The 24,515-nt window shown below is 39.1% G+C and carries 26 protein-coding genes; 18 read left to right on the top strand and 8 right to left on the bottom strand.

Annotated elements, in window-relative coordinates; translation table 11 throughout:
- Positions 1–11: 11 nt before the first annotated feature.
- From A6J77_RS00360 to A6J77_RS00320, 9 genes are all read left to right on the top strand, one after another.
- Complete coding sequence (locus A6J77_RS00360) at positions 12–275, top strand: IreB family regulatory phosphoprotein (RefSeq protein ID WP_003140964.1); 264 nt, start codon at positions 12–14, stop codon at positions 273–275.
- Entirely contained in the window at positions 275–694 is a 420-nt protein-coding gene (ruvX, locus tag A6J77_RS00355; protein WP_083067576.1) for a Holliday junction resolvase RuvX, read from the top strand. Before A6J77_RS00360 ends, ruvX begins: the two co-directional genes overlap by 1 nt.
- A 188-nt stretch (positions 695–882) precedes the next feature.
- A complete protein-coding gene (locus A6J77_RS00350; RefSeq protein WP_083067575.1) occupies positions 883–1,185 on the top strand; it encodes a DUF1292 domain-containing protein in 303 nt (100 codons plus the stop codon).
- A gap of 320 nt (positions 1,186–1,505) precedes the next feature.
- Complete coding sequence (mltG, locus tag A6J77_RS00345; RefSeq protein WP_083067574.1) at positions 1,506–2,627, top strand: endolytic transglycosylase MltG; 1,122 nt, start codon at positions 1,506–1,508, stop codon at positions 2,625–2,627.
- A gap of 128 nt (positions 2,628–2,755) precedes the next feature.
- On the top strand, positions 2,756–3,391 hold the full coding sequence (udk, locus tag A6J77_RS00340; protein ID WP_083067573.1) for a uridine kinase: 636 nt from the start codon (positions 2,756–2,758) through the stop codon (positions 3,389–3,391).
- Between the two features lie 118 nt (positions 3,392–3,509).
- Entirely contained in the window at positions 3,510–3,989 is a 480-nt protein-coding gene (gene greA, locus A6J77_RS00335) for a transcription elongation factor GreA (protein ID WP_003140974.1), read from the top strand.
- Between the two features lie 183 nt (positions 3,990–4,172).
- Positions 4,173–4,931: a cell wall-active antibiotics response protein LiaF gene (gene liaF / locus A6J77_RS00330; RefSeq protein WP_083067572.1), complete on the top strand. Its 759-nt coding sequence runs from the start codon at positions 4,173–4,175 to the stop codon at positions 4,929–4,931.
- A complete protein-coding gene (locus A6J77_RS00325) occupies positions 4,928–5,989 on the top strand; it encodes a sensor histidine kinase (protein ID WP_083067571.1) in 1,062 nt (353 codons plus the stop codon). Before liaF ends, A6J77_RS00325 begins: the two co-directional genes overlap by 4 nt.
- On the top strand, positions 5,982–6,614 hold the full coding sequence (locus tag A6J77_RS00320) for a response regulator (RefSeq protein ID WP_083067570.1): 633 nt from the start codon (positions 5,982–5,984) through the stop codon (positions 6,612–6,614). Before A6J77_RS00325 ends, A6J77_RS00320 begins: the two co-directional genes overlap by 8 nt.
- Before the next feature lie 89 nt (positions 6,615–6,703).
- Here A6J77_RS00320 and rnjA read toward each other — a convergent pair whose 3' ends face one another.
- Together rnjA and A6J77_RS00310 are read right to left on the bottom strand one after the other, a co-directional pair.
- A complete protein-coding gene (rnjA, locus tag A6J77_RS00315; RefSeq protein ID WP_083067569.1) occupies positions 6,704–8,377 on the bottom strand; it encodes a ribonuclease J1 in 1,674 nt (557 codons plus the stop codon).
- Entirely contained in the window at positions 8,377–8,595 is a 219-nt protein-coding gene (locus A6J77_RS00310; RefSeq protein ID WP_083067568.1) for a DNA-directed RNA polymerase subunit epsilon, read from the bottom strand. Before A6J77_RS00310 ends, rnjA begins: the two co-directional genes overlap by 1 nt.
- Before the next feature lie 176 nt (positions 8,596–8,771).
- Here A6J77_RS00310 and A6J77_RS00305 point away from each other — a divergent pair, with 176 nt between their 5' ends.
- Positions 8,772–9,755 (top strand): aromatic acid exporter family protein, encoded by a 984-nt coding sequence (locus A6J77_RS00305; RefSeq protein WP_083067567.1) that lies wholly within the window; start codon positions 8,772–8,774, stop codon positions 9,753–9,755.
- A gap of 79 nt (positions 9,756–9,834) precedes the next feature.
- Here A6J77_RS00305 and trhA read toward each other — a convergent pair whose 3' ends face one another.
- A complete protein-coding gene (trhA, locus tag A6J77_RS00300; protein WP_083067566.1) occupies positions 9,835–10,506 on the bottom strand; it encodes a PAQR family membrane homeostasis protein TrhA in 672 nt (223 codons plus the stop codon).
- A 149-nt stretch (positions 10,507–10,655) separates the two neighbouring features.
- Here trhA and A6J77_RS00295 point away from each other — a divergent pair, with 149 nt between their 5' ends.
- The 3 genes from A6J77_RS00295 (at position 10,656) to A6J77_RS00285 (ending at position 13,533) form a co-directional block, all read left to right on the top strand.
- Positions 10,656–11,942 carry a YcjF family protein gene (locus A6J77_RS00295; RefSeq protein ID WP_083067565.1) on the top strand — a complete coding sequence of 429 codons (1,287 nt, stop codon included), beginning with the start codon at positions 10,656–10,658 and terminating at the stop codon, positions 11,940–11,942.
- 116 nt (positions 11,943–12,058) lie between these two features.
- On the top strand, positions 12,059–12,634 hold the full coding sequence (locus A6J77_RS00290; RefSeq protein ID WP_083067564.1) for a DUF1836 domain-containing protein: 576 nt from the start codon (positions 12,059–12,061) through the stop codon (positions 12,632–12,634).
- Positions 12,635–12,657: 23 nt separating this feature from the next.
- A complete protein-coding gene (locus tag A6J77_RS00285) occupies positions 12,658–13,533 on the top strand; it encodes a DegV family protein (protein ID WP_083067563.1) in 876 nt (291 codons plus the stop codon).
- Between the two features lie 129 nt (positions 13,534–13,662).
- On the opposite strand, the gene A6J77_RS00280 is transcribed toward A6J77_RS00285, so the two are convergent.
- The 3 genes from A6J77_RS00280 to A6J77_RS00270 form a co-directional block, all read right to left on the bottom strand.
- On the bottom strand, positions 13,663–15,255 hold the full coding sequence (locus A6J77_RS00280) for an ABC1 kinase family protein (RefSeq protein WP_083067562.1): 1,593 nt from the start codon (positions 15,253–15,255) through the stop codon (positions 13,663–13,665).
- Between the two features lie 111 nt (positions 15,256–15,366).
- A complete protein-coding gene (locus A6J77_RS00275) occupies positions 15,367–15,690 on the bottom strand; it encodes a hypothetical protein (RefSeq protein ID WP_083067561.1) in 324 nt (107 codons plus the stop codon).
- A 98-nt stretch (positions 15,691–15,788) separates the two neighbouring features.
- Positions 15,789–16,085, bottom strand: a complete 297-nt coding sequence (locus A6J77_RS00270) for a HesB/YadR/YfhF family protein (RefSeq protein ID WP_083067560.1) — start codon at positions 16,083–16,085, stop codon at positions 15,789–15,791.
- A gap of 194 nt (positions 16,086–16,279) precedes the next feature.
- Here A6J77_RS00270 and A6J77_RS00265 point away from each other — a divergent pair, with 194 nt between their 5' ends.
- The 5 genes from A6J77_RS00265 to A6J77_RS00245 all read left to right on the top strand — a co-directional run bounded on the left by A6J77_RS00265 (position 16,280) and on the right by A6J77_RS00245 (position 20,731).
- Positions 16,280–16,945 carry an ATP-binding cassette domain-containing protein gene (locus tag A6J77_RS00265; protein WP_083067559.1) on the top strand — a complete coding sequence of 222 codons (666 nt, stop codon included), beginning with the start codon at positions 16,280–16,282 and terminating at the stop codon, positions 16,943–16,945.
- On the top strand, positions 16,938–17,708 hold the full coding sequence (locus A6J77_RS00260) for an ABC transporter permease (RefSeq protein WP_083067558.1): 771 nt from the start codon (positions 16,938–16,940) through the stop codon (positions 17,706–17,708). The genes A6J77_RS00265 and A6J77_RS00260 overlap by 8 nt, the downstream gene beginning before the upstream one ends.
- Positions 17,709–17,844: 136 nt before the next feature.
- Positions 17,845–18,606, top strand: a complete 762-nt coding sequence (locus tag A6J77_RS00255; protein WP_227645085.1) for an acyl-[acyl-carrier-protein] thioesterase — start codon at positions 17,845–17,847, stop codon at positions 18,604–18,606.
- A 20-nt stretch (positions 18,607–18,626) separates the two neighbouring features.
- A complete protein-coding gene (gene coaA, locus A6J77_RS00250; protein WP_083067556.1) occupies positions 18,627–19,562 on the top strand; it encodes a type I pantothenate kinase in 936 nt (311 codons plus the stop codon).
- Between the two features lie 14 nt (positions 19,563–19,576).
- Positions 19,577–20,731: an AI-2E family transporter gene (locus A6J77_RS00245; protein WP_083067555.1), complete on the top strand. Its 1,155-nt coding sequence runs from the start codon at positions 19,577–19,579 to the stop codon at positions 20,729–20,731.
- A 210-nt stretch (positions 20,732–20,941) separates the two neighbouring features.
- Here A6J77_RS00245 and A6J77_RS00240 read toward each other — a convergent pair whose 3' ends face one another.
- Together A6J77_RS00240 and A6J77_RS00235 are read right to left on the bottom strand one after the other, a co-directional pair.
- Entirely contained in the window at positions 20,942–22,771 is a 1,830-nt protein-coding gene (locus A6J77_RS00240; RefSeq protein WP_083067554.1) for an ABC transporter ATP-binding protein, read from the bottom strand.
- The gene (locus A6J77_RS00235) at positions 22,764–24,503 is read right to left on the bottom strand and encodes an ABC transporter ATP-binding protein (RefSeq protein WP_083067553.1); all 1,740 of its coding nucleotides are present in this window, start codon (positions 24,501–24,503) and stop codon (positions 22,764–22,766) included. Before A6J77_RS00235 ends, A6J77_RS00240 begins: the two co-directional genes overlap by 8 nt.
- Between the last annotated feature and the right edge of the window lie 12 nt (positions 24,504–24,515).

Below are 24,515 nucleotides of genomic sequence, written 5' to 3'. Positions count from 1 at the left end.
GAGGTGTTCTGATGAGTAATAAAGATGAAACAGTCCTATTCAATTTCGGGGAAAACAACGAAAAGGATGTCAAAGAGACATTAGAAATCGTATATGATTCTCTTAAAGAAAAAGGTTACAACCCAGTAAATCAAATCGTTGGTTATTTATTATCTGGTGATCCAGCTTATATTCCACGTCATAACGAAGCACGTAATATTATCCGTTATCATGACCGCGATGAAATTCTTGAAGAATTAATCGTGAATTACATGAAACAATCTGGTCGCGAGTAATGCGATACATGGGATTAGATGTGGGGTCTAAAACAGTCGGCGTGGCTGTTTCTGATCCATTCGGTTGGACGGCCCAAGGGGTGGAGATTATTCCAATCGATGAAGAACTAGAAGAATTCGGTTTGGACCGACTTGGTGAATTAATTGCTGAGTATAAGGTAGAAGCGCTGGTATTGGGTTTGCCAAAGAATATGAACAATTCTATCGGTCCGCGCGCTGAAGCATCACAGAAATACGGCCAACTTGTAATAGACCGGTTTGGTTTACCAGTCTTTTATCAAGATGAGCGGTTAACGACTGTCCAAGCAGAACGGATGTTAATTGCCAACGACGTTAGTCGTAAGAAGCGTAAGAAAGTGATCGATAAATTGGCTGCCGTATTGATTCTGCAGAATTATTTAGATGCCCACCCATCGTAGTAGGTGTGCGGAAAGTCGTTTAGAGTTGAGGCGCTAGATCAAAAGTCTAACAATTACTGTTAAGTAATTGGAGCATTTTGAGAAGCGACGGATAATTCTGACTTTTCAAGCCCAATATGATGGCTATTGATAGATATTGATTGAGTCCGTTACAGGCTCAAAACACGAGAGAAAAAGGAGATTTTCAAATGACTGAACACCATGAACATGACCACGAAGGTCACGACCACATTACAATTGTTGACGAGGAAGGTAACGAGCAATTATTCGAAATTCTATTTACATTCGATTCAGAAGATTTCGGTAAATCATATGTTATCGTCTATCCAGCAGGCGTATCTGACGAAGAGGGTGTAGAATTACAAGCTTTCTCTTACGTTGAAAGTGAAGACGGCTTTGAAGGGCAATTAAATCCTATTGAATCTGAAGAAGAATGGGATATGGTAGAAGAAGTATTAGCGACTTTTATCGAAGACGAAGATATGCAGTAAGCTTTGAGGTGCGAAAAAATCGTACAGACTGGACGTATATTAGGAAATGGCGGTAGAGTTTGACTTTTTTTGAACAGCTGCCGGAACGCAGTGACATACAGTTGTCTATGCGTAAGAAAGGCCGGATATGATGACTATTGTTAGTCATTGACAGAGAGAGTGTGATATTTATGTCACACTCTCTTTTCCTATTTATAAAGGCCAAATATTAATTATTACAGGTATTTTACGTTTGTTTGTATTTATCTAACATTTATATAGAAAAATTACCCTTTCATGTATAATGGGAGTAATGATTTTACTAGAAGAGGAGTCGCTATATGTCTAAGAAAGCACGCGAAGATTTTTACAAAAAGCAAAAAGATCTTGATCGTAAAGCAGAATCTACTGCTTCGAAAATAGCTAAATGGTTTTTAGTGGTTGCAGCAGCACTTATTGTGGTTGTTGGTTTATCCCTAACGTTTATGATTTTTACAGGAGGTATCGGTAGCTCGGACGAAACAGTCGAGGTTACCATACCAGAAGGGTCGACAACAGCCGATATTGCAAGCATCTTGGATGATGAAGGCATTATCTTTAACGATTTCCTTTTTACAACTTACTTACGATTCTTTGGAAATGATGCGATTGAAGCGGGTACTTACACCTTACACAAGAATATAGGCTATACAGATGCTAATAACGAGCTACAACAAGGGGCTACAGCTCAAGTTGACTCAGTGGCTATTCCTGAAGGTTCATCGCTAGAGGCCATTTCGCAAATTATTGCAGACGCACTTGGCATTGAACAAGAAGATGCATTAGCACAAATGACGGATGACGCCTTATTTGATGAATTATTGGCGACATACCCTGAATTATTGACCGACGTATCGGAAAATGACGACGTGCGCTACAAGTTGGAAGGCTACTTATACCCAGCAACTTATGAGTTGTCATCAACTGTAACGGTTGCAGACATCGTGACTATGATGGTTGGGGAAATGGAAAATGTTCGTCAAACCCACACTGCTGAAATTGAAGCGTCTGGTTTCACCTTCCATGAATTCTTAACCTTAGCTTCATTGGTTGAAGCAGAGGCATCTTCACTAGAAGACCGTGAAATGATCGCTGGTGTATTCGTGAACCGTTTAGAAATCGATATGCCAATTCAATCAGATATTTCAGTTTTATATGCGAATAATACACATTCTGCATACGTAACCAACGAGGATGCAGCAGTTGATTCACCGTATAACTTATACATCAATACTGGTTTTGGACCGGGACCATTTAACAACCCTGGTATTGAAGCTATCGAAGCTTCTATGAATCCAACTGAATCTGACTACTTATTCTTTGTGGCCGATTTAACTACCGGTGAAGTATATTATTCAGAAACATACGAAGAGCATGATGCTTTAGTTGAACAATATGTATCTGAAGAGAATGCCGACTTATAATCAGACAGGGAAAATACGATTAAAAAAATAAAAATAGCTTGAATTTACTTGCAATTGAGAACATTTTTCTCTATATTTAATAGCAGTGAATTCGAGCTTATTTTTAATATCAGGAAGGTGTGTTTTGAATGCGTAAGCCAATCATCATTGGTGTAACAGGGGGTACTGGTTCTGGTAAGACTACTGTAACCCGTAAAATTATTGAAGAATTTGGAGATGTAAGTTTAGCTTATATTCCACAAGATGCTTATTATAAAGATCAAAGTCACTTAACAATGGATGAACGTGTGTTAACTAACTACGACCACCCATTTGCATTTGACAATGACTTACTTAGCGAGCATATTAGACAATTATTGAATGGACAAGCTGTCCAAATGCCGGTTTATGATTTCACTCAACACAATCGTGCAGAAGAAACGATTCGTGTAGAACCAAAAGAAGTTATTATTATTGAAGGTATCTTAATCTTCTCTGATAAAGAGCTTCGTGATTTGATGGATATTAAAGTCTTTGTAGATACAGATGACGACATTCGTATCATCCGTCGTATTAAACGTGATATGGCTGAACGTGGCCGTTCTTTAGATTCAATTATCGACATGTACACATCAATTGTTAAACCGATGCATGAGCAATTTATTGAACCTACAAAAAAATTCGCGGATATTATCATCCCTGAAGGTGGATCAAATAATGTTGCAATCGATTTGATGACGACAAAAATCCGTTCAATCATTCCAAATGATTTAAAAATTGATTAATTAAAGTTTTATTAGACGATATTAGATAAAGTGTATTGCAAAATTTCTAGTTCCATGATATTGTGGGTCTATTCAATTTTGATAAGTTGAAACTACTATTGTTGTTAGGAGTAAAAGTATGGCAGAAGAAGTATACCCAATGACCCAAGAAGGTCTTGAGAAAATTCAACAAGATTTAGACGAGTTAAAAATTGTAAAACGTAAAGAAATTGTAGAACGAATCAAAATCGCACGTTCATACGGAGATTTATCAGAAAACTCTGAATATGAAGCGGCTAAGGATGAACAAGCTTTCGTTGAAGGGCAAATTCAAAAATTAGAAAAAATGGTTCGTTACGCTAAAATTATCGATCCAAATGAAATCGATGAAGGTATCGTTTCATTAGGTCGTAAAGTAACTTTTATTGAGTTACCAGATGGCGACGAAGAAGTTTACTCAATTGTTGGTCGTGCAGAAGCAGATCCATTAGATGGTAAAATTTCTAATGAATCACCGATTGCACAAGCATTAATTGGTAAAGGTGTGAACGATGAAGTAACGATCGAAACACCAGGCGGCGACATGGTTGTTAAAATCACAAGCGTTGACGCAATCTAATTCAAGCAAATTTCAAGACATATCTCTACCATTCGCATGGTTGGGGTATGTCTTTTTTGCTATTAACGGAAACCTTTAAGGCTTAGGTCCAATGTAAAAGGGACTGAGTTCTCATAAAATGGTCGTATATAGTAAAATGTAGAAGTGGTATGATTAGAGTATAAAAATAGGATGGAGGGCAATATGAGAAATCTTTGGATGATTTTAGCTTGTTTTGCCGGATTGATTGTTTTTACAGGTTTATTGGTTAGACCCGAAAATTTGATTTCCATTGTTGTCGGTTGCGGACTTTTAGCCGTATCTAACCGGGTAAAAATAAATATGAATACAAAGAAACAACAGCAAAGTTGGCTGAACTTGATTCTAGTAGCCATTGGTTGTTTTCTGATTTTTATTGGGATTGTGGCCTTGCCTTATGTTTCAAGTATTTTATTGGCTCTAGTGATTGTTGGTTTGGTTTATTATGCGATTGTGAATGATACGTCTGATAACGTAAAACATGACTTAACATTGCGCCAAACAAAAATTGTGGATGCAGAAGATGGTGCTTTTAAGAAGCAAGAAAAGGAAGCTTTCCTAAAATTTGACCATTTATTTAATAATGGGCCTTACAAGGAAGAAGTGTATGCCTGGGAAGATGTGGAAATGTACCATCTCTATGCCAATACTTTTATTGATTTCGGGTCAACAATTGTGCCGATAGGGACCAATGTGGTCGTGATTAATCAATTGGTTGGGCAAACCAAACTTGTGGTGCCTGAAGGGGTGGGTCTTGAGCTACATGTCAATGGTTTTCGGACTGAAGTAAATTGGAACGGGGAAAAAGTGGCCCTAAACAATGAGCGTAAAACTTTTGAAAGTGCATCTTATCAGCAAAGTAACCGGAAAATTTACCTACAAGTTTCTCAAGGTTGGGGAACAGTTGAGGTGGTCTTCTTATGAGAGGACGTCGATTTTTAACAATATTTATTGTTTTATGGTTGTCACTTTTGACGGTATCTCTTGGAACCTATATCTTTTTGATTTTGGCACCTAATACCATGAATGTCGACGGGTCATATCTTGAATTTGCCCGTTTAATCCTACCATTTATGTATTTATTGGTCATTGATATAGTCATCTCATTGATTGCAACCTTAATCCTGTATTTCTTTTTATACAAAGACGAAAATAAATTAACGGCTAAGCTGTCTGCCTTGGCTACCAGAAAATATGATTCACCCATTTTTCAAGAGATAGAAACGGGCGTCTATGCTGGCCAGCAAATAGATGAGCAAATTGAACGGTTGCGGGCCATGTTACAAAACATGGAAATGGCCTTGCAGGCAAAAACGGTGGCGGATGAAGCGACCTCAGAGATGAACAGAAACGAACTAGTCAAAGAGGAACGACAACGGATTGCGCGTGAATTGCATGATTCAGTTAGCCAGCAATTGTTTGCCATGACCATGATTTTGTCAGCTATCCAAGAGCAAGCGGACAATATGGACCCTGTCAACCGGCAATTGATCGATAAGGTGGCGGATATGGTAGACCAGGCTCAAGCTGAAATGCGGTCCTTACTACTCCATCTACGACCAATTTCCTTGACCAATCAAAGTTTGGCAGAGGGGATTGAACAGCTCTTTAGAGAGTTAGAAACGAAGGTTAAGATTAATTTTGAAGCCACTGTGACGGACGTTCAATTGCTGCCCGAAGTGGAGAACCACCTATTCCGAATTGTGCAGGAATTATTATCCAATTCCCTGCGACATGCTAAGGCACAAATTATCGAATGCCATCTGTATGAGAAAGACCGAAATATTTATCTGCGATTTTCAGATGATGGCGTGGGCTTTGATACCGACAAAGAATTACTGCAGAACGGTGGGTACGGCTTGAAAAATATCCAAGAACGCGTGGCCCAGCTAGGTGGTTCGGTCAACATTATTTCATTTGAAAACCAGGGCACATTGATCCAAATCGTAATACCAAGAAAAATGGAGGGCATATATGATTAAAGTATTGTTAGTAGATGACCACGAAATGGTCAGACTAGGCGTTTCTACCTACCTATCTACTCAATCAGACCTAGAGATAGTAGGGGAAGCTAAGGACGGATTAGAGGGTAAGAAAATGGCCTTATCACTGCAACCAGATATCATTTTAATGGATTTAGTGATGGATAATATGGACGGGATCCAAGCAACACAAGAAATCTTAGATGAATGGCCACAAGCCAATATTTTAATTGTCACTTCTTTTATCGATGATGAAAAGGTATATCCTGCTATGCAAGCTGGGGCTAAAGGCTACATTTTAAAAACATCTTCTGCAAGCGAAATTGCGTCAGCGATTCGCCGGACCTATGCGGGGGAATCAGTCATTGCACCAACAGTCAATGAAAAGCTGATTGCCCATGAAGTAGAAGCTAACCGACATCACTTACATGATGATTTAACTACTCGTGAACGGGAAGTCTTGCAGTTGATTGCAGCTGGTAAATCCAACCAAGAAATTGCCGATGAATTATTTATCACCTTAAAAACGGTCAAAACGCATGTATCGAATATATTATCTAAATTAGGGGTTGAAGACCGGACACAAGCAACGATTTATGCCTTCCAAAATCAATTAGTCAAATAGTCGTTTTATTGCTAAAGAAAAAACCTGCGATGCAAGCTAGTTCAGCTTTACATCGTAGGTTTATTTTTGTTTATTAGTAATCATTGTGATTAGACAGGCATTACGACTGCCATAATCATTGGATTACGTTTTGTACGTTTATACAAGAATGGTTGTAGGGCATTTTGCATAGCGTCACGTAAGATTTTTTCGTTTACTTTCTTACCTGAATTTAGATGCCCGATAACAGTGGTACGGATTACTTTTTGTGCATCTTGGATTAAACCAACAGATTCACGCATGTAAATGAAACCACGAGAAACGATATCAGGACCAGCGAGTAATTCATTCTTAGTAAAGTCAACAGATACAACTGCTAGGACTAAACCATCTTCAGAAAGGTTATGACGGTCACGTAAGACGATATTGCCAATATCCCCGATACCCTTACCATCTACGTAGACCGCTTCACCTGGGAAGCTACCTGCGCGACGCGCTGAGTCTTGCGTTAAGGCTAAGACTTCACCGTTTTGCATGATAAAGATGTTTTCGTGTGGAATACCAACTAATTCAGCTTGTTCAGCCTGGATAGATAGCATACGGTATTCACCGTGGACTGGCATAAAGTATTTCGGTTTCATTAATGACAGCATTAGTTTTTGCTCTTGCTGACCACCGTGTCCTGAAGTATGGACATTGTTGACCTTACCGTGGATAACTTCCGCACCTGCAGCAAGTAATTGGTTAATTACATGGTTTACAGATAGGGTGTTACCTGGAATTGGGCTAGATGAGAAGATCACAGTATCATCAGGTTGGATTGAGATTTGACGGTGGGTACCGTTTGCAATCCGAGATAGGGCAGCCATTGGCTCACCTTGAGAACCTGTACACATGATTAAGATTTCGTTTGCTGGGTATTGGTTGATTTCGTTACTTTGGATGAAGGCATCTTCACCCACGTTGAAATAGCCGAGTTCGATAGCGTTTCGAATGGCTGCTTCCATAGATCGACCAAAGACAGCTATTTTTCTACCTTGGGCTACAGCCACATCGATGGCTTGTGATAAACGAGAAATATTTGAAGCGAAAGATGCGAAGATAATTCGACCTTCAATATTTGACATGATATCCGCTAATGATTCACCAACGACACGTTCTGATTGGGTAAAACCTGGAATTTCAGCGTTTGTTGAGTCACCAAGTAACAATAGAACGCCTTCTTCACCGATTTTAGCCATTTTATGGATATCAGCAGGTTCACCTACTGGGGTGAAGTCAAACTTGTAGTCACCGGTAAATACCACGTTTCCTGGTGGGGTCTTTACCACAATCCCCATTGCATCAGGAATAGAGTGGGTAGTACGGTAGAAAGAAACGGATGTTTTTCTAAACTTTATGACAGAATCTTCATCAATAATATGTAATTCTGCATCACGTAATAATCCGTGTTCTTCTAATTTATTCTTGATTAGAGCCATGGCTAATTTGCCAGCATAAATCGGAATGTTAATTTGTTTCAGTAAGAAAGGAATCCCCCCAATATGGTCTTCGTGACCGTGGGTGATGAATAAACCTTTCACTTTTTGTTCGTTTTGAATTAAGTATTGGTAGTTAGCGATAACGTAATCAATACCTAACAAATCGTCTTCTGGGAATTTAACCCCAGCGTCTAATAATAAAATTTCGTCTTGAAATTGGACTCCATAAGAGTTTTTACCGATTTCGTCTAATCCCCCGAAAGCGAAAACGCCAACTTCATTATTTTTTATATCAACTTTCATTAATTAGAAAGCTCCACAACTTTAAAGTTTGGATTTTGTTGTTCGTATTCTAAATGCGCACCTTCAAGTGGTTGGATAAACTCGACTAGATAGGGGGTTTCATTCTCTAGGTGGGCACGAACCTCACGTTTAGTTTCAGCTTGGACATACATAGTGTGTGTTGATTCACGACGTGGTACTTCAGTCAATGAATCTTGATAAGTTACTTTAAAAATCATTTTTTGCTCCTTTTATAAATTTATTAAAAATGTGATCTTACTCGCTTACACTATTCTACCATATTTCATTATCTTTGCGCACTTTTTTAGAAATTTGTTGATATGGTACGTTTTCACGAAAAGAATTTCAAAATATATGCTAAAATATCTTTGAATGAAGTTAAAGGAGCAATCAAATGCGAGTAGCGATTAAGAGTGCAAAATATGCAGTGGCCACTTTTATTGCCATATTTTTAGCCCAATGGTTAGGCCTAGATTATGCGGTATCAGCCGGGGTTATTGCCATCCTATCCCTGGCAGAAACCAGTAAGAAAACTGTACAATACATCGGTAACTTGACCCTCACCATGATTTTGAGTTTGTTGATTGCCACCATATTATTCAATCTTTTCAGTTATGAAATTTGGGTATTTTCACTTTATTTATTAATTACCTATCCAGTTTCTGTCTACCTGAAGAGCGATAACGCAATTGCCCCATGTGCGGTATTTATTTCCCATTTGTTGCTTGAACAAGCGTCAGATTTTAATTGGTGGGTCAACGAAATGCTTCTACTTGTGATTGGTGTTGGGATTGCAGTAATTGTCAATTTATATCAGACATCGGCCAGTGGCGAGATGGACAAGTTGAAAGGTCAAATTGAAGGGGAAATGCAGGTCATTTTAAACCATTTAGCTGACAAAATGGATACCCCTGACCACTCGGGTCACCTCTTATATGAACATATCGATCAGGCTTACGAGCTAGCGAAACATGGAGAATTTCTGGCATTGAAGGAGGCTGAAAATAATATCACGGGCGATATGCAAAATTACTATCTGAATTATTTTTCAATGCGGTCTTCCCAATTGATTATTCTCTATGATATCAACAATTCTTTGGATAATATTTATGAATCAACCGATCAGACTTATGACTTGAGTGGCTTTTTCCGTCACGTTAGTCAACAATTATCAGAATCAAATACAGCGGCTAAACTTCGTAATGAATTAAATCAATTAAAAACGCGGTTTAGACAGCAACCTCTACCGCAAAGCCGAAATGAATTTGAAACTCGGTCTATGCTCTTTGATATCCTGTTAGACTGTGAGAAATTCTTGAATCTGAAGTACGAGTTTTATAAATCTGGGCAGCGGTTAAAATATCTCCAAAGCAAATAAAAAATACCAAGCAAAGGCAAGTAGCAGGACTACTCAACTTTGCTTGGTATCTTATTTTTCATATATAAATTATTCATTCTTACACATATAATAAGACGGCGAAGTACATCGCGATTGAACCACCGAGTACAAATAAGTGCCAAATGACATGCCAGAATTTCAAGTTATCATGGGCGTAGAAGATAGTGCCGACTGTATAAGTTACTCCGCCGGCGATTAGCCAAGCGATACCACCAGAACCGATGGCTGTGGCCATTTGCGGGATAGCGATAACCCCAAACCAGCCCATCAAAATATATAAAAGGGTAGAAAATTTCTTCATCTTATCTAGGAAGAGAATTTTACCGATAATCCCAAATAGTGCGATGGCCCATTGTGCAATGAAAATAAACCAACCAAAGGCACCACCAATAGCGACTAAGGCAAAGGGTGTGTAAGACCCAGCAATTAAAATGAAAATCGATGAATGGTCGATAATTTTCAGGATACTCGCAGCTTTGGTAAATGAAAAGCTGTGGTATAGGGTTGAAGCCAAGTATAGGGCACACATAGAGATGCCGTACATCACGTATGAAAACATTTCAAGACTATTTTGGTTTTCAACACCTTTAAGGATTAGGAAAACAGTGGCAACAATTGAAAGGACAAAGCCAATGCCATGTGTCACCGAATTCAAGACCTCATTCGTGATATAATAAGCTTTCGTATAAGGTAATTTGGTTTTTTCTTGACTACGTGAATTAGCAGACATCATTCTCCTCCTTTAGTACGATGTGTTTTTAACACTTGTAGTATAGCATATTCTATTAGGTAATTATGGAAATTCGACGCAATTAATACTAATTTAAAATCTATCTGATAAAATATATGTAAGCACAAAAACAAATGAGGTGAGCGAAAATGGCGAGAAATATGGATTGGTCTCTTGCTGGGGAACTAACCAGGAAAACGCAAGAAGAAATTGAAAAAATCGAAAAAGTACATATTCTAGTAGTAGGTAAAACGGGTGTCGGGAAATCAACTTTAATCAACAATATTTTTCGGGAGAGATTAGCAGAAACGGGGATTGGACAACCCATCACCAAACATTTGCACAAAATCGAAAAAGAAGGCGTGCCAATGGTCCTTTATGATACGAGAGGGTTGGAGCTGGATGCAGAAACGCAAATCCAAGTGACCGGAGAAATCGATCAAACGCTGGATGGCATGGCCAAAAAGCAACAACATATGCACGTGGCTTATTACTGTATCAATGCCTCTTCATCGCGGATTGAAGATATGGAGATTCGCTTGATTGAATATTTAGCTAGTAAGATGCCGATTATTTTAGTACTGACTCAATCTATCGGGGATCAAGCTTTGAAATTTGAACAATACCTAGTCAATCAAAATCTACCCGTCCAAGCGATTATTCGGTTAATGGCCCAAGATTATAAGATTACTGACGAATTTACCATTCCTGCCTTCGGTCTAAAAGAGCTTGTTGAAAGAACTTTTGGCTTATTGCCACATCAGGTCTACACAGCTTTTAACAACGCCCAACAGATTGATATTGAACGGAAGGGTCGAGCAGCGCGACGTTGGGCGCGTAGATATATTGTTACTACCTTTGGTGTTGGATTCACACCCATCCCATTTTCCGATGCAACCGTCCTAGTACCCATGCAAATAGGTATGATGGCCCATATTACAGCTATATTTGGCATTTCCATGGACCAAGCGACTGCATTAGGAATCCTAGGGGCTATTGGTGGAACAGGATCAGCAACCTATCTAGGACGTCTGATCGTTTCTAACATGGTGAAATTTATCCCAGGTATCGGGTCTGTGGCAGGTGGGGTGATTTCAGGAACAACTGCTTCAATCATTACGACAGCCCTAGCCATGTCCTACATCGAAGTCCTGACTTTTATCGCCACAGCAGAAGCTAAAGGGGAAGAGGTCAGTCCGCGAACAGTCCGTAAATTGATGAAAGATTTATACGGACAAAGGCTGCAACGCGGGCAAAATGACCCCGATTTCCAAGCTGCCATGTCGGATATCGAAGCGAAAAAGGATCAAAATGCTGAGGGGACCAAAGAAAAGGACACTATCCAAGGCGTGTCTCTAGATGATAAAGTAGAAGAAGGTGGTCAAAAGACGCTTATTAACTGGCCAAAATGGTCATTCAGAAACCGAAAACGCTAGTGGTTTCCTGTATTTTTCGAATTCAAAATAAAATACCTCGTTTTAAAAACTATTGTTCATAGTGATGATAACTTTGTGGTATAATATAATCATAATGAAATAGTGGGTGAGTATAAGTGGAAAAGCAATTAGAATTTGAAAACTGGGTCAAAAGTTTAGACGACGTCAACATGCCAAGATGGGAAGATATTACAGATATTCCTTTATACATGGACCAACTGATTGCAGTTGTAACCCAGTATTTAGAACCATTCCAAATTTTTTCTTCAGATAAGAAACCTGTGACATCTTCAATGGTCAATAACTATGTTAAACTAGGATTAATTCCAAAGCCCATCAAGAGACATTACAATAAACGTCATATCGCATATTTAATCGTCATTACTTTATTTAAAGAAGTCATTTCAATTCAAGATATCCGTCGTGTATTGATATTTCTAGCGCAGTCACAAGGCAATTCAAACGCCTACAATCAATTCTGTGCCTTATTAGAAATTACCATCAAACGAAAAGGGCATGTATATTTAGATGTAGCCGTGGATGACGAAATTGAAACAGACTATTCAGATCCAGAGGATTTTGATAAGTATATTATTTATTTGGCTTGCGAAACAATCACTAATTTATTGTTTGCGAAAAAATTTATTTCCTTTGTAGATCAAGATACCACAGAGATAGAAACAGAAGCATAACCCTTATAGTCGGAGGTAGTCAATTGGAAAAAATAGGTTTTATTGTGGACTCTGGTTCAGATGTTCCAAAAGAGTTTGTCGACAAATTTGAAATCGAAGTATTGCCTTTAAATGTAGCCTTTAAAGATGGCGATTACTTGGATGGGGTAACCATTCAACCACAAGAAGTATTTGAGCGTATGGCCTCGGAAATCCCGAAAACATCCCTACCAAGTGGTGAATTGATTTCTCAAGCTTTTGAAAACTTAATAGAAAAAGGTTGTACGCATATTATCGCCATTACCATTTCATCAAATCTTTCTGGAACTAACAACTCAGTTCGTTTAATTGCGGAAGATTTTCCTCAAGTGGAGTTTTTCCTTTTAGATACGAAAAACATTGGTATCGGTTCAGGTCTATTCATGATCGCTGCAACAAAATACTTCGAAATGAAGAATGACTTTAAAATGATTACCAAGAAATTACAGGATTCAGTTGAAAAAGGTCATGTATTTTTCCATATCCCTAACTTAAAATATCTAATTGCTGGTGGACGAATTGGCCGGGTGACGGGTGCAGTAGGTACCTTGTTAAATATTCAACCAATTATCACTTGTGATGAAGAGGGAATTTATACAACAATCGCTAAAATCCGCGCCTCAAAAACCAATAATGAAGCCAAAACCGTTAAGAAGATGGTTGAATTAGTGAAGGGCGTTGTTCCTAAAAACCAAGAATTTTTATTGGCTTCTTGTGGCGGTAATCCGGCTGCTAGAGTGACATCAGCCAAGCTTTTGAAAGGACTTAAAGACGCTTTACCGGAATTTGAAGAAGCCTACGACGGCCAACTGGGATCAGCCTTAGCGGTGCATACAGGACCTGAATTAACAGGTTGTGCGATTTTACCTTTGTATAAATAAAATATGAAGGGTGCCTATTTTATAGAATAGGGCAAGCTAAATAAAAATCATAGGCGGTATGCCGGATGAAATCTCATCTGCATACCGCCTTTTTTTGTGTTTATTTCAATCGTGGCAAATTTAGGGACGCTATTTCCTTCGGGCCCGCAGCATGGATATCAGAAGGATTAACCCAATAAGCGCTGTAATGACGAAAAAGAAAATACCCAGTAATTCTGCATAATAGGTTTGTGCTGAGGTAATGATCAAAGTGGAGGCCAAGATAAGGGCGGATAGAATTACACCAAAAATTATGCGGTTAATCATTGAGTTAATGTCCCGTATCCGGTCATCCACATTTTCAAAGGTTAGTCGTACATTCAAACGACCGTTATTGATGTTGTCCACTAAGTTTTCTATCTTAGTTGGCATTCTTCTAGTGGTATTTAAGAACCTAAAGGCTTCTCGTGCAACAGCATTCGGGTCCAAGAATTTCTCCCAGTGAATGGTGCCGCTAGACAAGAAGAAAGATTGGAAGATCGCCATAAAATCTAGATGTGGGTCTAAACTTTGGGCAACGCCTTGAACCATGGCAATGGTTTTCTCCAGTAAAATATATTCAGATGGGAAAGTCAGCCCGTGTTTATGACCAAATTTAAGTAGGTCCTGGAAGATATCGTCAATTTCCAAGGCTTCCATACCGGTGGTTAGGTAGCGGTTGAACAAGCTTTCAATGTCCCGGTATAAAACGACCTTGTCGACAGTTTTATTCTGTTTACAGATTTGCAGCAAGACATTGACTAAACCATCGATATCTTTACTGACTATGGAGGTCAATATTTGAACCAGTAGCTGTTTTTGGCCGGGGGAAATTTTCCCCATCGCCCCGAAATCAATAAAGACAATTTTCCCATCTTTAATCAGGATATTGCCGGCATGGGGGTCAGCGTGATAAAAGCCATCGTCAAATACTTGGTATAAATAGGACAAGACGAATTTGCTGGCTAAATCATTGAGGTCATAACCTTCTTCTTTTAAGGCAAAATGGCGACCGATTGAAATCCCATCAATATATTCTTGAATCAACACTTTTCTGGTCGACAGATTTAAATAAGGAATCGGGTTCAAAATGGTTGTCCGATGTCTGTGATTTTCTGCAAACAGCAACATATTATGGGCTTCATTGAGGAAATCAATTTCTTCTAAAATCTGAATCTTAATGTCTTTTAGAATTTCTACCGGGTTGATAATGACATCAATAAAAATCGATGGAATGGCTTCAACAACCCGGATAAAAATATTTAAGTCGCGAATCAATTGGTCTTCAATTTCAGGTCGCTGGACCTTTACTATTACCTGCTCACCAGATTTCATTTGGGCCCGGTGGACTTGAGCAATTGAGGCTGAAGCCATAGGTTTCTTGTTGACGGTGGCAAAATCTTCCTCAATTTGGCGGCCTACAGACTCAAAATACTCTTGTTGTATAATGTCGTAGGGGATGGGCAAGGTATCTTCTTGTAACTTCTCTAATTCCACTAAATATTCTATCGACAAGAGGTCACTTCTTGTCGATAAAATTTGCCCAATCTTAATAAAACTAGGGCCTAATTCTTCAAAAGCTTGTCTTAGGGCTCTAGGTCGATCGTCTTCTTCATTCTTTTTCAGTCGATATCGTATCTCACCGAATCCGTAACGACCTAATATGGAGACGATTTCACGGAAACGACTACTATCTCTTTGCATGCTATCACCGTCAATTCACAAAGCAAGTCCTGTCAAAAAAAAAACTGTATATGGTAGATGAGGCTGGGGCAAAGGTGCCTCAGCCTCATCTTATCGCTATATAATCTAAAATTATTGAATGACGTCTTCTGTGGCATCTTCATCCGCAGATTCATTATTTGACCCTTTTAATGATTGGACTTCTTGGGTTAAGTTTTCGACTTGTGTTTGTAGGGCTAAGATGCGTTCAGACAAGGTTTGATCTAAAGGATCAAAAGCGTTTGAACCTTCTGCATGGCCTTTAGCTACCCGTTGAATATCTTCACTTAATGACTTACCTTCAGCTACAGAAATTTGACCTTTTTCAATGAGACTTTTTAACACTTCATCGGCCTTCTCATAGGTTAATCGTGTGCCACCTACTGCTGCTAGAAATAAATTTTTAATCGGATTCATGTAGAAACACTCCTTTTTCTGCTTTAGGGTCATGTGCCTAGATATGATAGATATGTAAATTTTTGTCATTTACTACTTATATAGTATAAGAAAATCGCTTATTGTTCAATAAAACGGTAAATAAAATTTTCTTCTTCGGGAGAAAAGTCGACTTCAAAGTCGTAGCCATTGAAGAACCAGTCATCATTTTCCGTAATATAGTATTGGATACCGTCAATCGTTTCGTCAATTAAGAGGGCACCACCTGGCGATTCTATGGATAAGCCAACTGAAAATCCTTCATGTACAGCTGTTTTACCGTAGACGCGGCTATGAAATCCGACTTGGCTTCCCGAGGACAATCCCATGTCATTTTTGAAGTATGCTTGTGCTGCTGGTGTAATCGTTAGTTTCATCTATAGTCGCCTCCATTAATCTTGAAACCTGATAGTGTCATTATAACGTATTGTTTTTTGAAAGCAATTTTTTGCTGTTTTTGATGGGGATATCAGCATTTTCTTTAAATGATTCAAAGATTAACCGAGGAATCGTTGGATACCACTTGTGAATATGATAAAATGTTCATGCAAGTCAAGGGAGGATTATCAACATGCAAGCTATCGTAACATTTAATCAAGTGACCTTTCAACCAGGCGACCAGCCCCTCTTAAAAGATGTTTCTTTTTCTATATATGCAAATGAAATGATCCGTGTCGAAGGACCGTCAGGAAGCGGAAAAAGTACCTTGCTGCGTTTAATTGCAAGCCTTATTCCGAGAAATTCAGGTGAAATTAATTACTTAGACCAACCATTAGAAGAAGTGGCTTATCAAACATACCGGCAAAACATTTCATATGTGGCCCAAAATCCACTATTATTCGGGGAAACCATCCGTGATAACTTTGAATTGGTTTATGAAGCCCGCAATCAAGACTTTGACGAAAATCTTGTATTGTCTTATATGAAAGCTTTCGGCTTAAGCCATATTGCACTCGACAAATCGATTCAAAAAATCTCTGGCGGGGAAAAACAGCGGATTGGTTTAATCAGACACCTGATCTTTCCACCTAAAGTCCTCTTACTAGATGAAATTACTTCATCATTAGACGAGGGCAATCGCGAATTGGTATGGCAGATTTTACTGGACTATAAAGAAAAATATGGAGTCACCATTCTATGGATTAGCCACCTTCAAGATGCGTCTATCCAACCAAACCGGGTCTTCCATATTGCCAACCAAGAAATGATAATTGAGGAGCGTGGTCTAAATGACTAATGCATTAACAACAACCCCAACAACTTTAGCTTTTTCGTTTATTCTAGTGATTATCGCGGTCTTGATTTCTAATAAAGAGAAATTGGGGCTTGAAAAGGATATTTTATGGGCAATGCTTCGAATGGTTGTTCAATTGGTCATCATCGGTTACGTGCTGACATACATTTTTCAAATCGATTCAGTTATCGTAACGGCCATCATAATGATTTTTATGATTGTAAACGCGGCTTATAATGCAGAAAAACGAGCCAATAAGATTCCAAATGCCTTCAAAATATCTTTAATTGCCATTATTGGTGGGGTAGTGACGTCAATCCTCGTGTTAGTGGTTTCAGGCTCTATTCAATTCGTACCAGCGCAAATCATCCCAATCACAGGGATGTTAGTGGGAAATGCCATGTCAGTTATCGGATTGGCTTTCAGAAATTTGAATAATGAATTCGTCAAATCACAACAAGAAGTCAATGAACAGTTGGCCCTAGGTGCGTCTATTAAATTAGCTTCTACAGGTATTGTCAGAGAAGCGATTAGAGGGGCAATGCAACCTACTATCGATACAGCGAGAACTGTCGGTTTGGTCTTGTTGCCAGGTATGATGACTGGGATGATGCTAGCAGGTGCGGTACCCTTGAGTGCAATTATGTATCAGATTTTGATTTATTTTATGATGATTGCGACTTCTGCAATCACATCCATGATCGCCGTATACTTAGCTTATAAGCATTTCTACAGTAGTTATGGGCAATTACAAATCCCTTCATAAGCGTGTGGGTCAAGGAAGCCTGGTGAAGGCTTTTTTGATATCTAAAAGTGTCAAATATCCGTATAATGAGTGATATGTTATTAAGAAGATAGTCCATTGAATGATCAACATTCGACACTATCAAGGAGGTAAAAAAATGGGTTTATTATATCAAGAATCAGTCAAAGTGCGTCACTACCATTGTAATGCATTAGGTGAGATGACACTTCCTGCCATCTTGGATATCATGTTGATTGCATCTAATAATCAAGAAGCGACGATTCCAGAAGCGAAAGAAGGTTTTCGCCAAGAGGGTTGGGCTTGGATCATCACACAAAATCAAATAGATATCAATCGTTTACCACGTTACAACGAAGATATCATTGCAGAAACTGAGGCAACAACTTACAACAAGTTTTTCAGCAAGCGTCATTACGCCTTGAAAACAAGTGACGGTCTAGTTTTGGCCCAAGCAGAGACAACATTCGCCTTAATCGATTTGAATCAACGGTCAATCGTCCGAATTCCAGAAATCGTTGCTGAATGGTATCAAGTTGAAAAAGAAGAAAAACCGAGTCGCCGTAAACGATTAAGTAAAGAAGTAGCACATGAATCAAAAGTTGACCGCTTTGAAGTGAAATTTTTAGATATCGATATCAATAACCATGTAAACAACACCATCTACTTACGGTGGATTACCAATTCACTAGGCATGGAATGGTTTGAAAAATATACACCAACCAGCTTCACCATTGCCTATGAAAAGGAAATGTACTTGCATCAAGAAGGTGCCGTGCATTCTGACTTATCAACATTAGCTGAAGACTTGAAATCGGATGATACTTTCAACACGCAACATGTCATCGATGGTGAAGATAACGCCCACTGTTTAGCAAAGATCACATGGCAGGTAAAATAACCGGCTAGTTTGGAGTAAGTATGCAAGTAAATAGAGATTATTATATTATTGAACGAATGGAATGGAATCAATACTTAAAAGACTTAAATGAAGACTTTGAAATCAAGCTGACCAATGAACAATTGGACCGGCTAACATCTTTAAACGATTCCCTATCTTTAAAAGATGCAAACGAAGTATACAAACCTTTAACCCAGTTGATTGCCATTTACCGTGAAAATTATAAGATCCTAGAAAGAAAACGGGCTAATTTCTTCGGCATCACTGGAGAAATCCCGCCCTTTATTATTGGCATTGCCGGTGGGGTAGCAGTTGGTAAAAGTACAACAGCTCGATTGCTGAAGCTCTTTTTAGCGCAAGCCTATCCTAATTTAAACGTCGAATTAGTGACTACAGACGGGTTCTTATACCCAAATGCAGTGCTTGAAAAAAATGGGTTAATGGACCGTAAAGGGTTTCCAGAATCTTATAACATGGAGGCCTTGGAAACTTTCTTAACAGACGTGAAAAGCAATAAAAGTGAAATTTATTATCCAAAATATTCCCACTCCGTTTATGATATTGTAGAGGACGAGGAGAATGTATTGCGCAACCCTCAAATCCTAATTGTTGAAGGGATTAATGTCCTACAAACGACAGAGAATAATACGGTGTATATGAGTGACTTCTGGGATCTGTCCGTCTACGTCGATGCAGATGAAAAGCAGATCGAAGAATGGTTCTACCAACGATTCAACCTCTTAGTTGACCAGGCTGTTGACCACCCGGATGACTTCTACTATCAATTTACCCAAGTGACCCATGAAAAGGCCATGGAGAGAGCAGAGCATACCTGGAATAATATCAACTTGATTAACTTGAAGGAATATATTTTACCAACACGAAACCGCGCAAATATCGTGATTCATAAAGAAAAAGACCACTACATTAATGAATTGTGGATCAAGAAATATTAGAAAGAAGGCGACTAGTGAAGAAGAAATTTACATGGCGAAGAATTATCAGTTTGTTGTTTGTTGTGATTGTCGGTTACTGGGCAATCAATAATTTCGAGACTATCAAAGGGATATTTGATTCAATTATTACTGTCACCTTGCCATTCTTATTAGGTGTAGCATTGGCCTTTATCCTGAACTTACCATTGAAGTTCTTCGAAAAACATATGACTAAGTTAGTTGGGAAATATTACACTTGGTACAGAATTGTTGGCATCTTATTCGGCTACCTAATCATCGCTGGGGTGATTGCCTTTATTATCTTCCTAGTGGTACCGGATTTACAGGAAACATTAGGATCATTTATTAGCCAAGTACCAGCAGAAATCAATTTACTTTATAACAAAATTAACCAGTATATTGCAGATAATCCGCAAATACTAGAAACTGTAAATCAATTGAATGTGGACACCAACCAATTGAGAGACCAATTATTCTCAATCGTTCAATCCTTTACATCAGGTATTTTGGATACCACATTTAGTCTTGTTGGGAACCTTGTGAATGGTGTCTTTAATGCGTTTGTAGCCATTATCTTTGGTACGTCGATTCTCTTTAAAAAGGAAACCTTAACCAGACAGATTAAAAAAATTATTTACGGAACAATGCCGAAACATTGGGCCAACTTTACGGTTAACCTAGGTGCTGAAGCCAACCAAACCTTTGGTCATTATGTGTCTGGTCAGGTAACTGAAGCTGTTATTTTACTGGTACTCGTCTTTATCGGAATGACTATTTTCAACTTCCCATTCACCTTATCGATCTCGGTCCTAACTGGTGCAATGGCCTTAGTCCCTATCTATGGGGCCATCATGGGTGGGGTTGTCGGCTTCTTCCTAATCGCTGTTGTTGATATTGTTCAAGCCATTTGGTTTATCATTTTCATTATTGTAGTTCAGCAAGTGGAAGGGAATATCATCTACCCGAGAGTTGTCGGTGGGTCAGTCGGTTTACCAGGCATTTGGGTTCTATTCTCAGTAACCGTTTCAGGTGCCTTCTTCGGCCTAGCCGGTATGCTGCTATCAGTGCCGATTTTTGCCCTATTCTACAAGCTGGCATCCGCAACTATTAATTACAATTTAGACCAAGACAATATCAAAGTAACCACAGAAACCAATAATCTTAAATAAAATCTATTGACTAGTAATTCTTGTAAAAGGGCGGTAACAGCACTGTTATCACCCTTTTTTACTACCTGTAGGCAATTCTTTTCCCAAATCTGTCTTAGAAAAGATCATATCAAAATGATTTTCTTGTACACAAAAATAGTGCTGATGGAAATGATTGTGCATTTTCCACCAACACTATTTTATTTTGCACGATTATATGCATATCGTTTATTAAGAATACCCCATTGAAACATCCATTGGTGTTTCTTCTGAGAATTGACTGTTATATAAATCAGCGTAGAAGCCGTCTGCTGCCATTAATTCATCATGGGTACCATGTTCAGTGATATTCCCTTGTTGCATAACTAAGATCAAGTCAGCGTCACGAATCGTTGATAAACGGTGGGCAATTACGAAGCTCGTTCTGCCTTCCATAATCTTATTCATAGCTTCTTGAATCAATTTTTCAAGACGAGTATCTACTGATGAGGTGGCTTCATCCAAGATTAGGATATCTGGATCTGCAATCACGGCACGAGCGATGGTCATCAATTGTTTTTGTCCTAATGAAATATTGTTGGCTTCTTCATTGATTTCCATTTCATAACCGCCAGGTAGGGTGTTGATGAAATGGTCAACGTTGGCAACTTCTGCTGCTTCTTGGACTTCATAGTCATTGGCGTCCAATTTACCAAAGCGAATATTTTCTAAGACAGTATCAGTGTATAACCAAGCATCTTGTAATACCATACCAAAGTGCTTGCGTAATTCCCCGCGTGTCATTGATTTAGTGGGTACACCATCAATTTTAATCGCACCAGCATCCACGTCATAGAAACGCATCAACAAGTTGATTAAAGTCGTTTTACCTGCACCAGTTGGTCCTACAATGGCCACTGTTTGACCAGGCTCAACTTTGAATGAGATATCTCGCATCAAGGGTTTCTCTGGGTCATAACCGAAGCGAACGTGGTCGAATTCAACAGCACCAGTAACTTTCGCTGGTAGGTGGCCGGTAACTTCTTCTTGGATTTCATTTTCCTCGTCTAAGAAATCGAAGACACGGTGGGCGGCAGCTAGGGCTGATTGTAAGACACCAGATAGTTGGGTCAACATTTGAATCGGTTGGGTAATTTGCATCACGTATTGGACTAAGGCTTGTAGATTACCGACTGTTAACTTCCCAGCAAGGGTATATAAACCACCAGCAATCGCAGTGGCCACATAACCCAAATTACTTACTGTATTCAGTAGCGGCATCATTAGAGACGATAGGAAGCTGGCTCTAAAACCGTAATCCCGCAATTGTTGGTTTCGGCGTTCGAATTCTGCCACCGATTCCTCTTGACGACTGTAAACCTTGATTTCAGTGAAACCTGATAATTGTTCTTGCGTATAACCAAATAAGTTCCCCAAGGCATTCGCTTGATTTTGGAAGGCTGATTGCGATTGGTTAATAATCAGCTTAGCAAAAAGGAATGACAATGGAATTGTGGTCACAATAATTAAGGCTAGGTGCCATTGGATAATGAACATGGAAATAACCGCAAAGGAAATCCCAAGAATCGCATTCACGAACTGGATAAAGGACTGTTGTAAAGCATTGGTAATTGAATCAATATCATTGGTCATTCGGGATAAGACATCACCCGTTGGATGGCTGTCAAAATAAGAAACAGGCATGTTGTTGGCTTTCTTAGCCACATCGTTACGAAGGTCGTAAATAGCATTTTGTACCACGTTTGTTAGCCAATACTGACCTAAGTATTGACCTGACCAGAAGAAGCAGCCACGGATAAAGTAAAGTAGGGCAATGTAACCAACGTATTCATAGTTGATACCTGCACCAGGTACTTGGTTCATCAAATCCACTACATTACTGGTTAATTCAGTGATAGCTAAACCAAGTACGATAGGTTCTAAAACACCGGCAATATTCATCCAAACAGTGGCAAACATGGCCAAGAAGAATTGGCCTTTATAGGGTTTGATATACCGCCATAGGTTGCATAAGATTTCCTTAGTTGGAATTTCTCGTTTTTCAATTTCTGTATTAGCCACGATTTAATTCCTCCTCACTTAATTGAGATGATGCAATTTCATAGTAAAGTTCAGACGTTTTAAGCAATTCTTTATGAGTACCGCGCGCTGCCACTTCACCCTCATCTAGGACTATGATTTGATCAGCATGGATAATGGAACTTACACGTTGGGCAACGATGATAGTTGTTGCATTCTGTGTTTCGTCTTTTAAGGCTTGGCGCACTGCAGCATCGGTCTTGTAGTCTAGTGCTGAAAACGAGTCATCGAAGATGTAAATTTCTCGGTTCGCGATAATGGAACGGGCAATAGACAAACGTTGTTTTTGTCCACCAGATAGGTTGGCCCCACCTTCATCTAAATGAGTCGCATATTTGGTTTCCAAACGGTTGATAAATTCAGAAGCCTGCGCCACGTTAGTCGCTCGGTCCAGGTCCATATCATCCGCATTGAATTTACCATAACGTAAGTTTTCCGCGATATCCCCAGTAAATAGTAGGGCTTTTTGCGGTGTATATCCAATTTTTGACCGTAAAGCATTCAATTCATAGTTTCGAACGTCAATCCCGTCAATTAAAATCTGACCCTTACTCACGTCGTAGAAACGTGGGATTAACTTAACAATCGTTGATTTACCAGATCCAGTTGACCCAATAAAAGCCACCGTTTCACCAGGATTTGTTTTAAAGGAAATGTTCCGTAGAACGGGCTTAGAAGCATCTGGATAAGCAAAGTCAACGTCACGGAATTCTAGGGTACCAAATTCATCAGATTCAGTAATAGCCACTTGTGGATCAGGTGAAGCAACTGTAATTGGCATATCCATCACTTCTTGTAATCGGCCAGCTGAAACTGCCGCACGTGGGTACATCATAAAAATGTTGGCAAACATTAATAATGAGAATAATGCGTGGAAAACGTACTCGATAAAGGCAACCATGATACCAACTTGCATAGAACCAGTCTCAATCAAGCCAGCCCCAAACCAAAGGATCGCAATAATCACGGTATTCAATAATAGAGAGAATAGGGCCGGTGTAATCGCGATGGTTTTGAATAATTTACCAGATTGTTTCTTGTAAGATTGGTTAACGTCTTTAAACCGGCCTTCTTGGAATTGCTCATTATTGAAGGCACGGATTACACGTAAACCAGTAATGTTTTCCCGTAGAATCCGGTTGATATTATCTAAACTTGCCTGTTGTTTTTCAGAAATCGGCAAAGTGTATTTGGCGATAAAAATTACAGATAAGAGGATAATAATAGAAACGGGAATCACGTAGATTCCTAATGCCGGTGAAATGGAGAAGATCATGATGATCGAGAAAATTAGCATCATAGGGGATACTAGACCTTGTTTTAAAGTCATCTCCATAAACTGTAAAATCACAAAGGCATCGGTTGAAATACGGGTCGTTAAAGATGCCACACCCAACTCTTGAAACTCATGGTGAGATAGGTTTTGCATTTTTTTGTAGGCGTCGTTTCGGATGTTCATGACCATGTCATTGACGATATTAGAAACGGTATAAGCGGTGATCGTCCGTGAAATGAGGGATAGTACCACCAATCCCATCATTATCCATGTATAGCGCCATAATAAAGGGATATTCTGGGTAATAATGGCATTATCAATCATTTGCGCTAATAGGGTAGGTAAGCCGATCATTACTGCTGCCGTTCCAATGGTAGCAATGAATGTGATCAGCAATTTACCAGGGTATTTTTTAACGTATTTCCAGATAAAATTCAAATGTTCTCCTCC

It is taken from the genome of Aerococcus viridans (genome assembly GCF_002083135.2).
Lineage (GTDB): Bacteria > Bacillota > Bacilli > Lactobacillales > Aerococcaceae > Aerococcus > Aerococcus viridans_C.
This window is presented reverse-complemented; position numbering and strand designations above follow the sequence as displayed.

What these genes read in the sequence shown, in the direction of transcription:
- A6J77_RS00360 (WP_003140964.1), top strand. Translation starts at nt 12, where the DNA reads ATGAGTAATAAAGATGAAACAGTCCTATTCAATTTCGGGGAAAACAAC.
- ruvX (WP_083067576.1), top strand. Translation starts at nt 275, where the DNA reads ATGCGATACATGGGATTAGATGTGGGGTCTAAAACAGTCGGCGTGGCT.
- A6J77_RS00350 (WP_083067575.1), top strand. Translation starts at nt 883, where the DNA reads ATGACTGAACACCATGAACATGACCACGAAGGTCACGACCACATTACA.
- mltG (WP_083067574.1), top strand. Translation starts at nt 1,506, where the DNA reads ATGTCTAAGAAAGCACGCGAAGATTTTTACAAAAAGCAAAAAGATCTT.
- udk (WP_083067573.1), top strand. Translation starts at nt 2,756, where the DNA reads ATGCGTAAGCCAATCATCATTGGTGTAACAGGGGGTACTGGTTCTGGT.
- greA (WP_003140974.1), top strand. Translation starts at nt 3,510, where the DNA reads ATGGCAGAAGAAGTATACCCAATGACCCAAGAAGGTCTTGAGAAAATT.
- liaF (WP_083067572.1), top strand. Translation starts at nt 4,173, where the DNA reads ATGAGAAATCTTTGGATGATTTTAGCTTGTTTTGCCGGATTGATTGTT.
- A6J77_RS00325 (WP_083067571.1), top strand. Translation starts at nt 4,928, where the DNA reads ATGAGAGGACGTCGATTTTTAACAATATTTATTGTTTTATGGTTGTCA.
- A6J77_RS00320 (WP_083067570.1), top strand. Translation starts at nt 5,982, where the DNA reads ATGATTAAAGTATTGTTAGTAGATGACCACGAAATGGTCAGACTAGGC.
- rnjA (WP_083067569.1), bottom strand. Translation starts at nt 8,377, where the DNA reads ATGAAAGTTGATATAAAAAATAATGAAGTTGGCGTTTTCGCTTTCGGG.
- A6J77_RS00310 (WP_083067568.1), bottom strand. Translation starts at nt 8,595, where the DNA reads ATGATTTTTAAAGTAACTTATCAAGATTCATTGACTGAAGTACCACGT.
- A6J77_RS00305 (WP_083067567.1), top strand. Translation starts at nt 8,772, where the DNA reads ATGCGAGTAGCGATTAAGAGTGCAAAATATGCAGTGGCCACTTTTATT.
- trhA (WP_083067566.1), bottom strand. Translation starts at nt 10,506, where the DNA reads ATGTCTGCTAATTCACGTAGTCAAGAAAAAACCAAATTACCTTATACG.
- A6J77_RS00295 (WP_083067565.1), top strand. Translation starts at nt 10,656, where the DNA reads ATGGCGAGAAATATGGATTGGTCTCTTGCTGGGGAACTAACCAGGAAA.
- A6J77_RS00280 (WP_083067562.1), bottom strand. Translation starts at nt 15,255, where the DNA reads ATGCAAAGAGATAGTAGTCGTTTCCGTGAAATCGTCTCCATATTAGGT.
- A6J77_RS00275 (WP_083067561.1), bottom strand. Translation starts at nt 15,690, where the DNA reads ATGAATCCGATTAAAAATTTATTTCTAGCAGCAGTAGGTGGCACACGA.
- A6J77_RS00270 (WP_083067560.1), bottom strand. Translation starts at nt 16,085, where the DNA reads ATGAAACTAACGATTACACCAGCAGCACAAGCATACTTCAAAAATGAC.
- A6J77_RS00265 (WP_083067559.1), top strand. Translation starts at nt 16,280, where the DNA reads ATGCAAGCTATCGTAACATTTAATCAAGTGACCTTTCAACCAGGCGAC.
- A6J77_RS00260 (WP_083067558.1), top strand. Translation starts at nt 16,938, where the DNA reads ATGACTAATGCATTAACAACAACCCCAACAACTTTAGCTTTTTCGTTT.
- A6J77_RS00255 (WP_227645085.1), top strand. Translation starts at nt 17,845, where the DNA reads ATGGGTTTATTATATCAAGAATCAGTCAAAGTGCGTCACTACCATTGT.
- coaA (WP_083067556.1), top strand. Translation starts at nt 18,627, where the DNA reads ATGCAAGTAAATAGAGATTATTATATTATTGAACGAATGGAATGGAAT.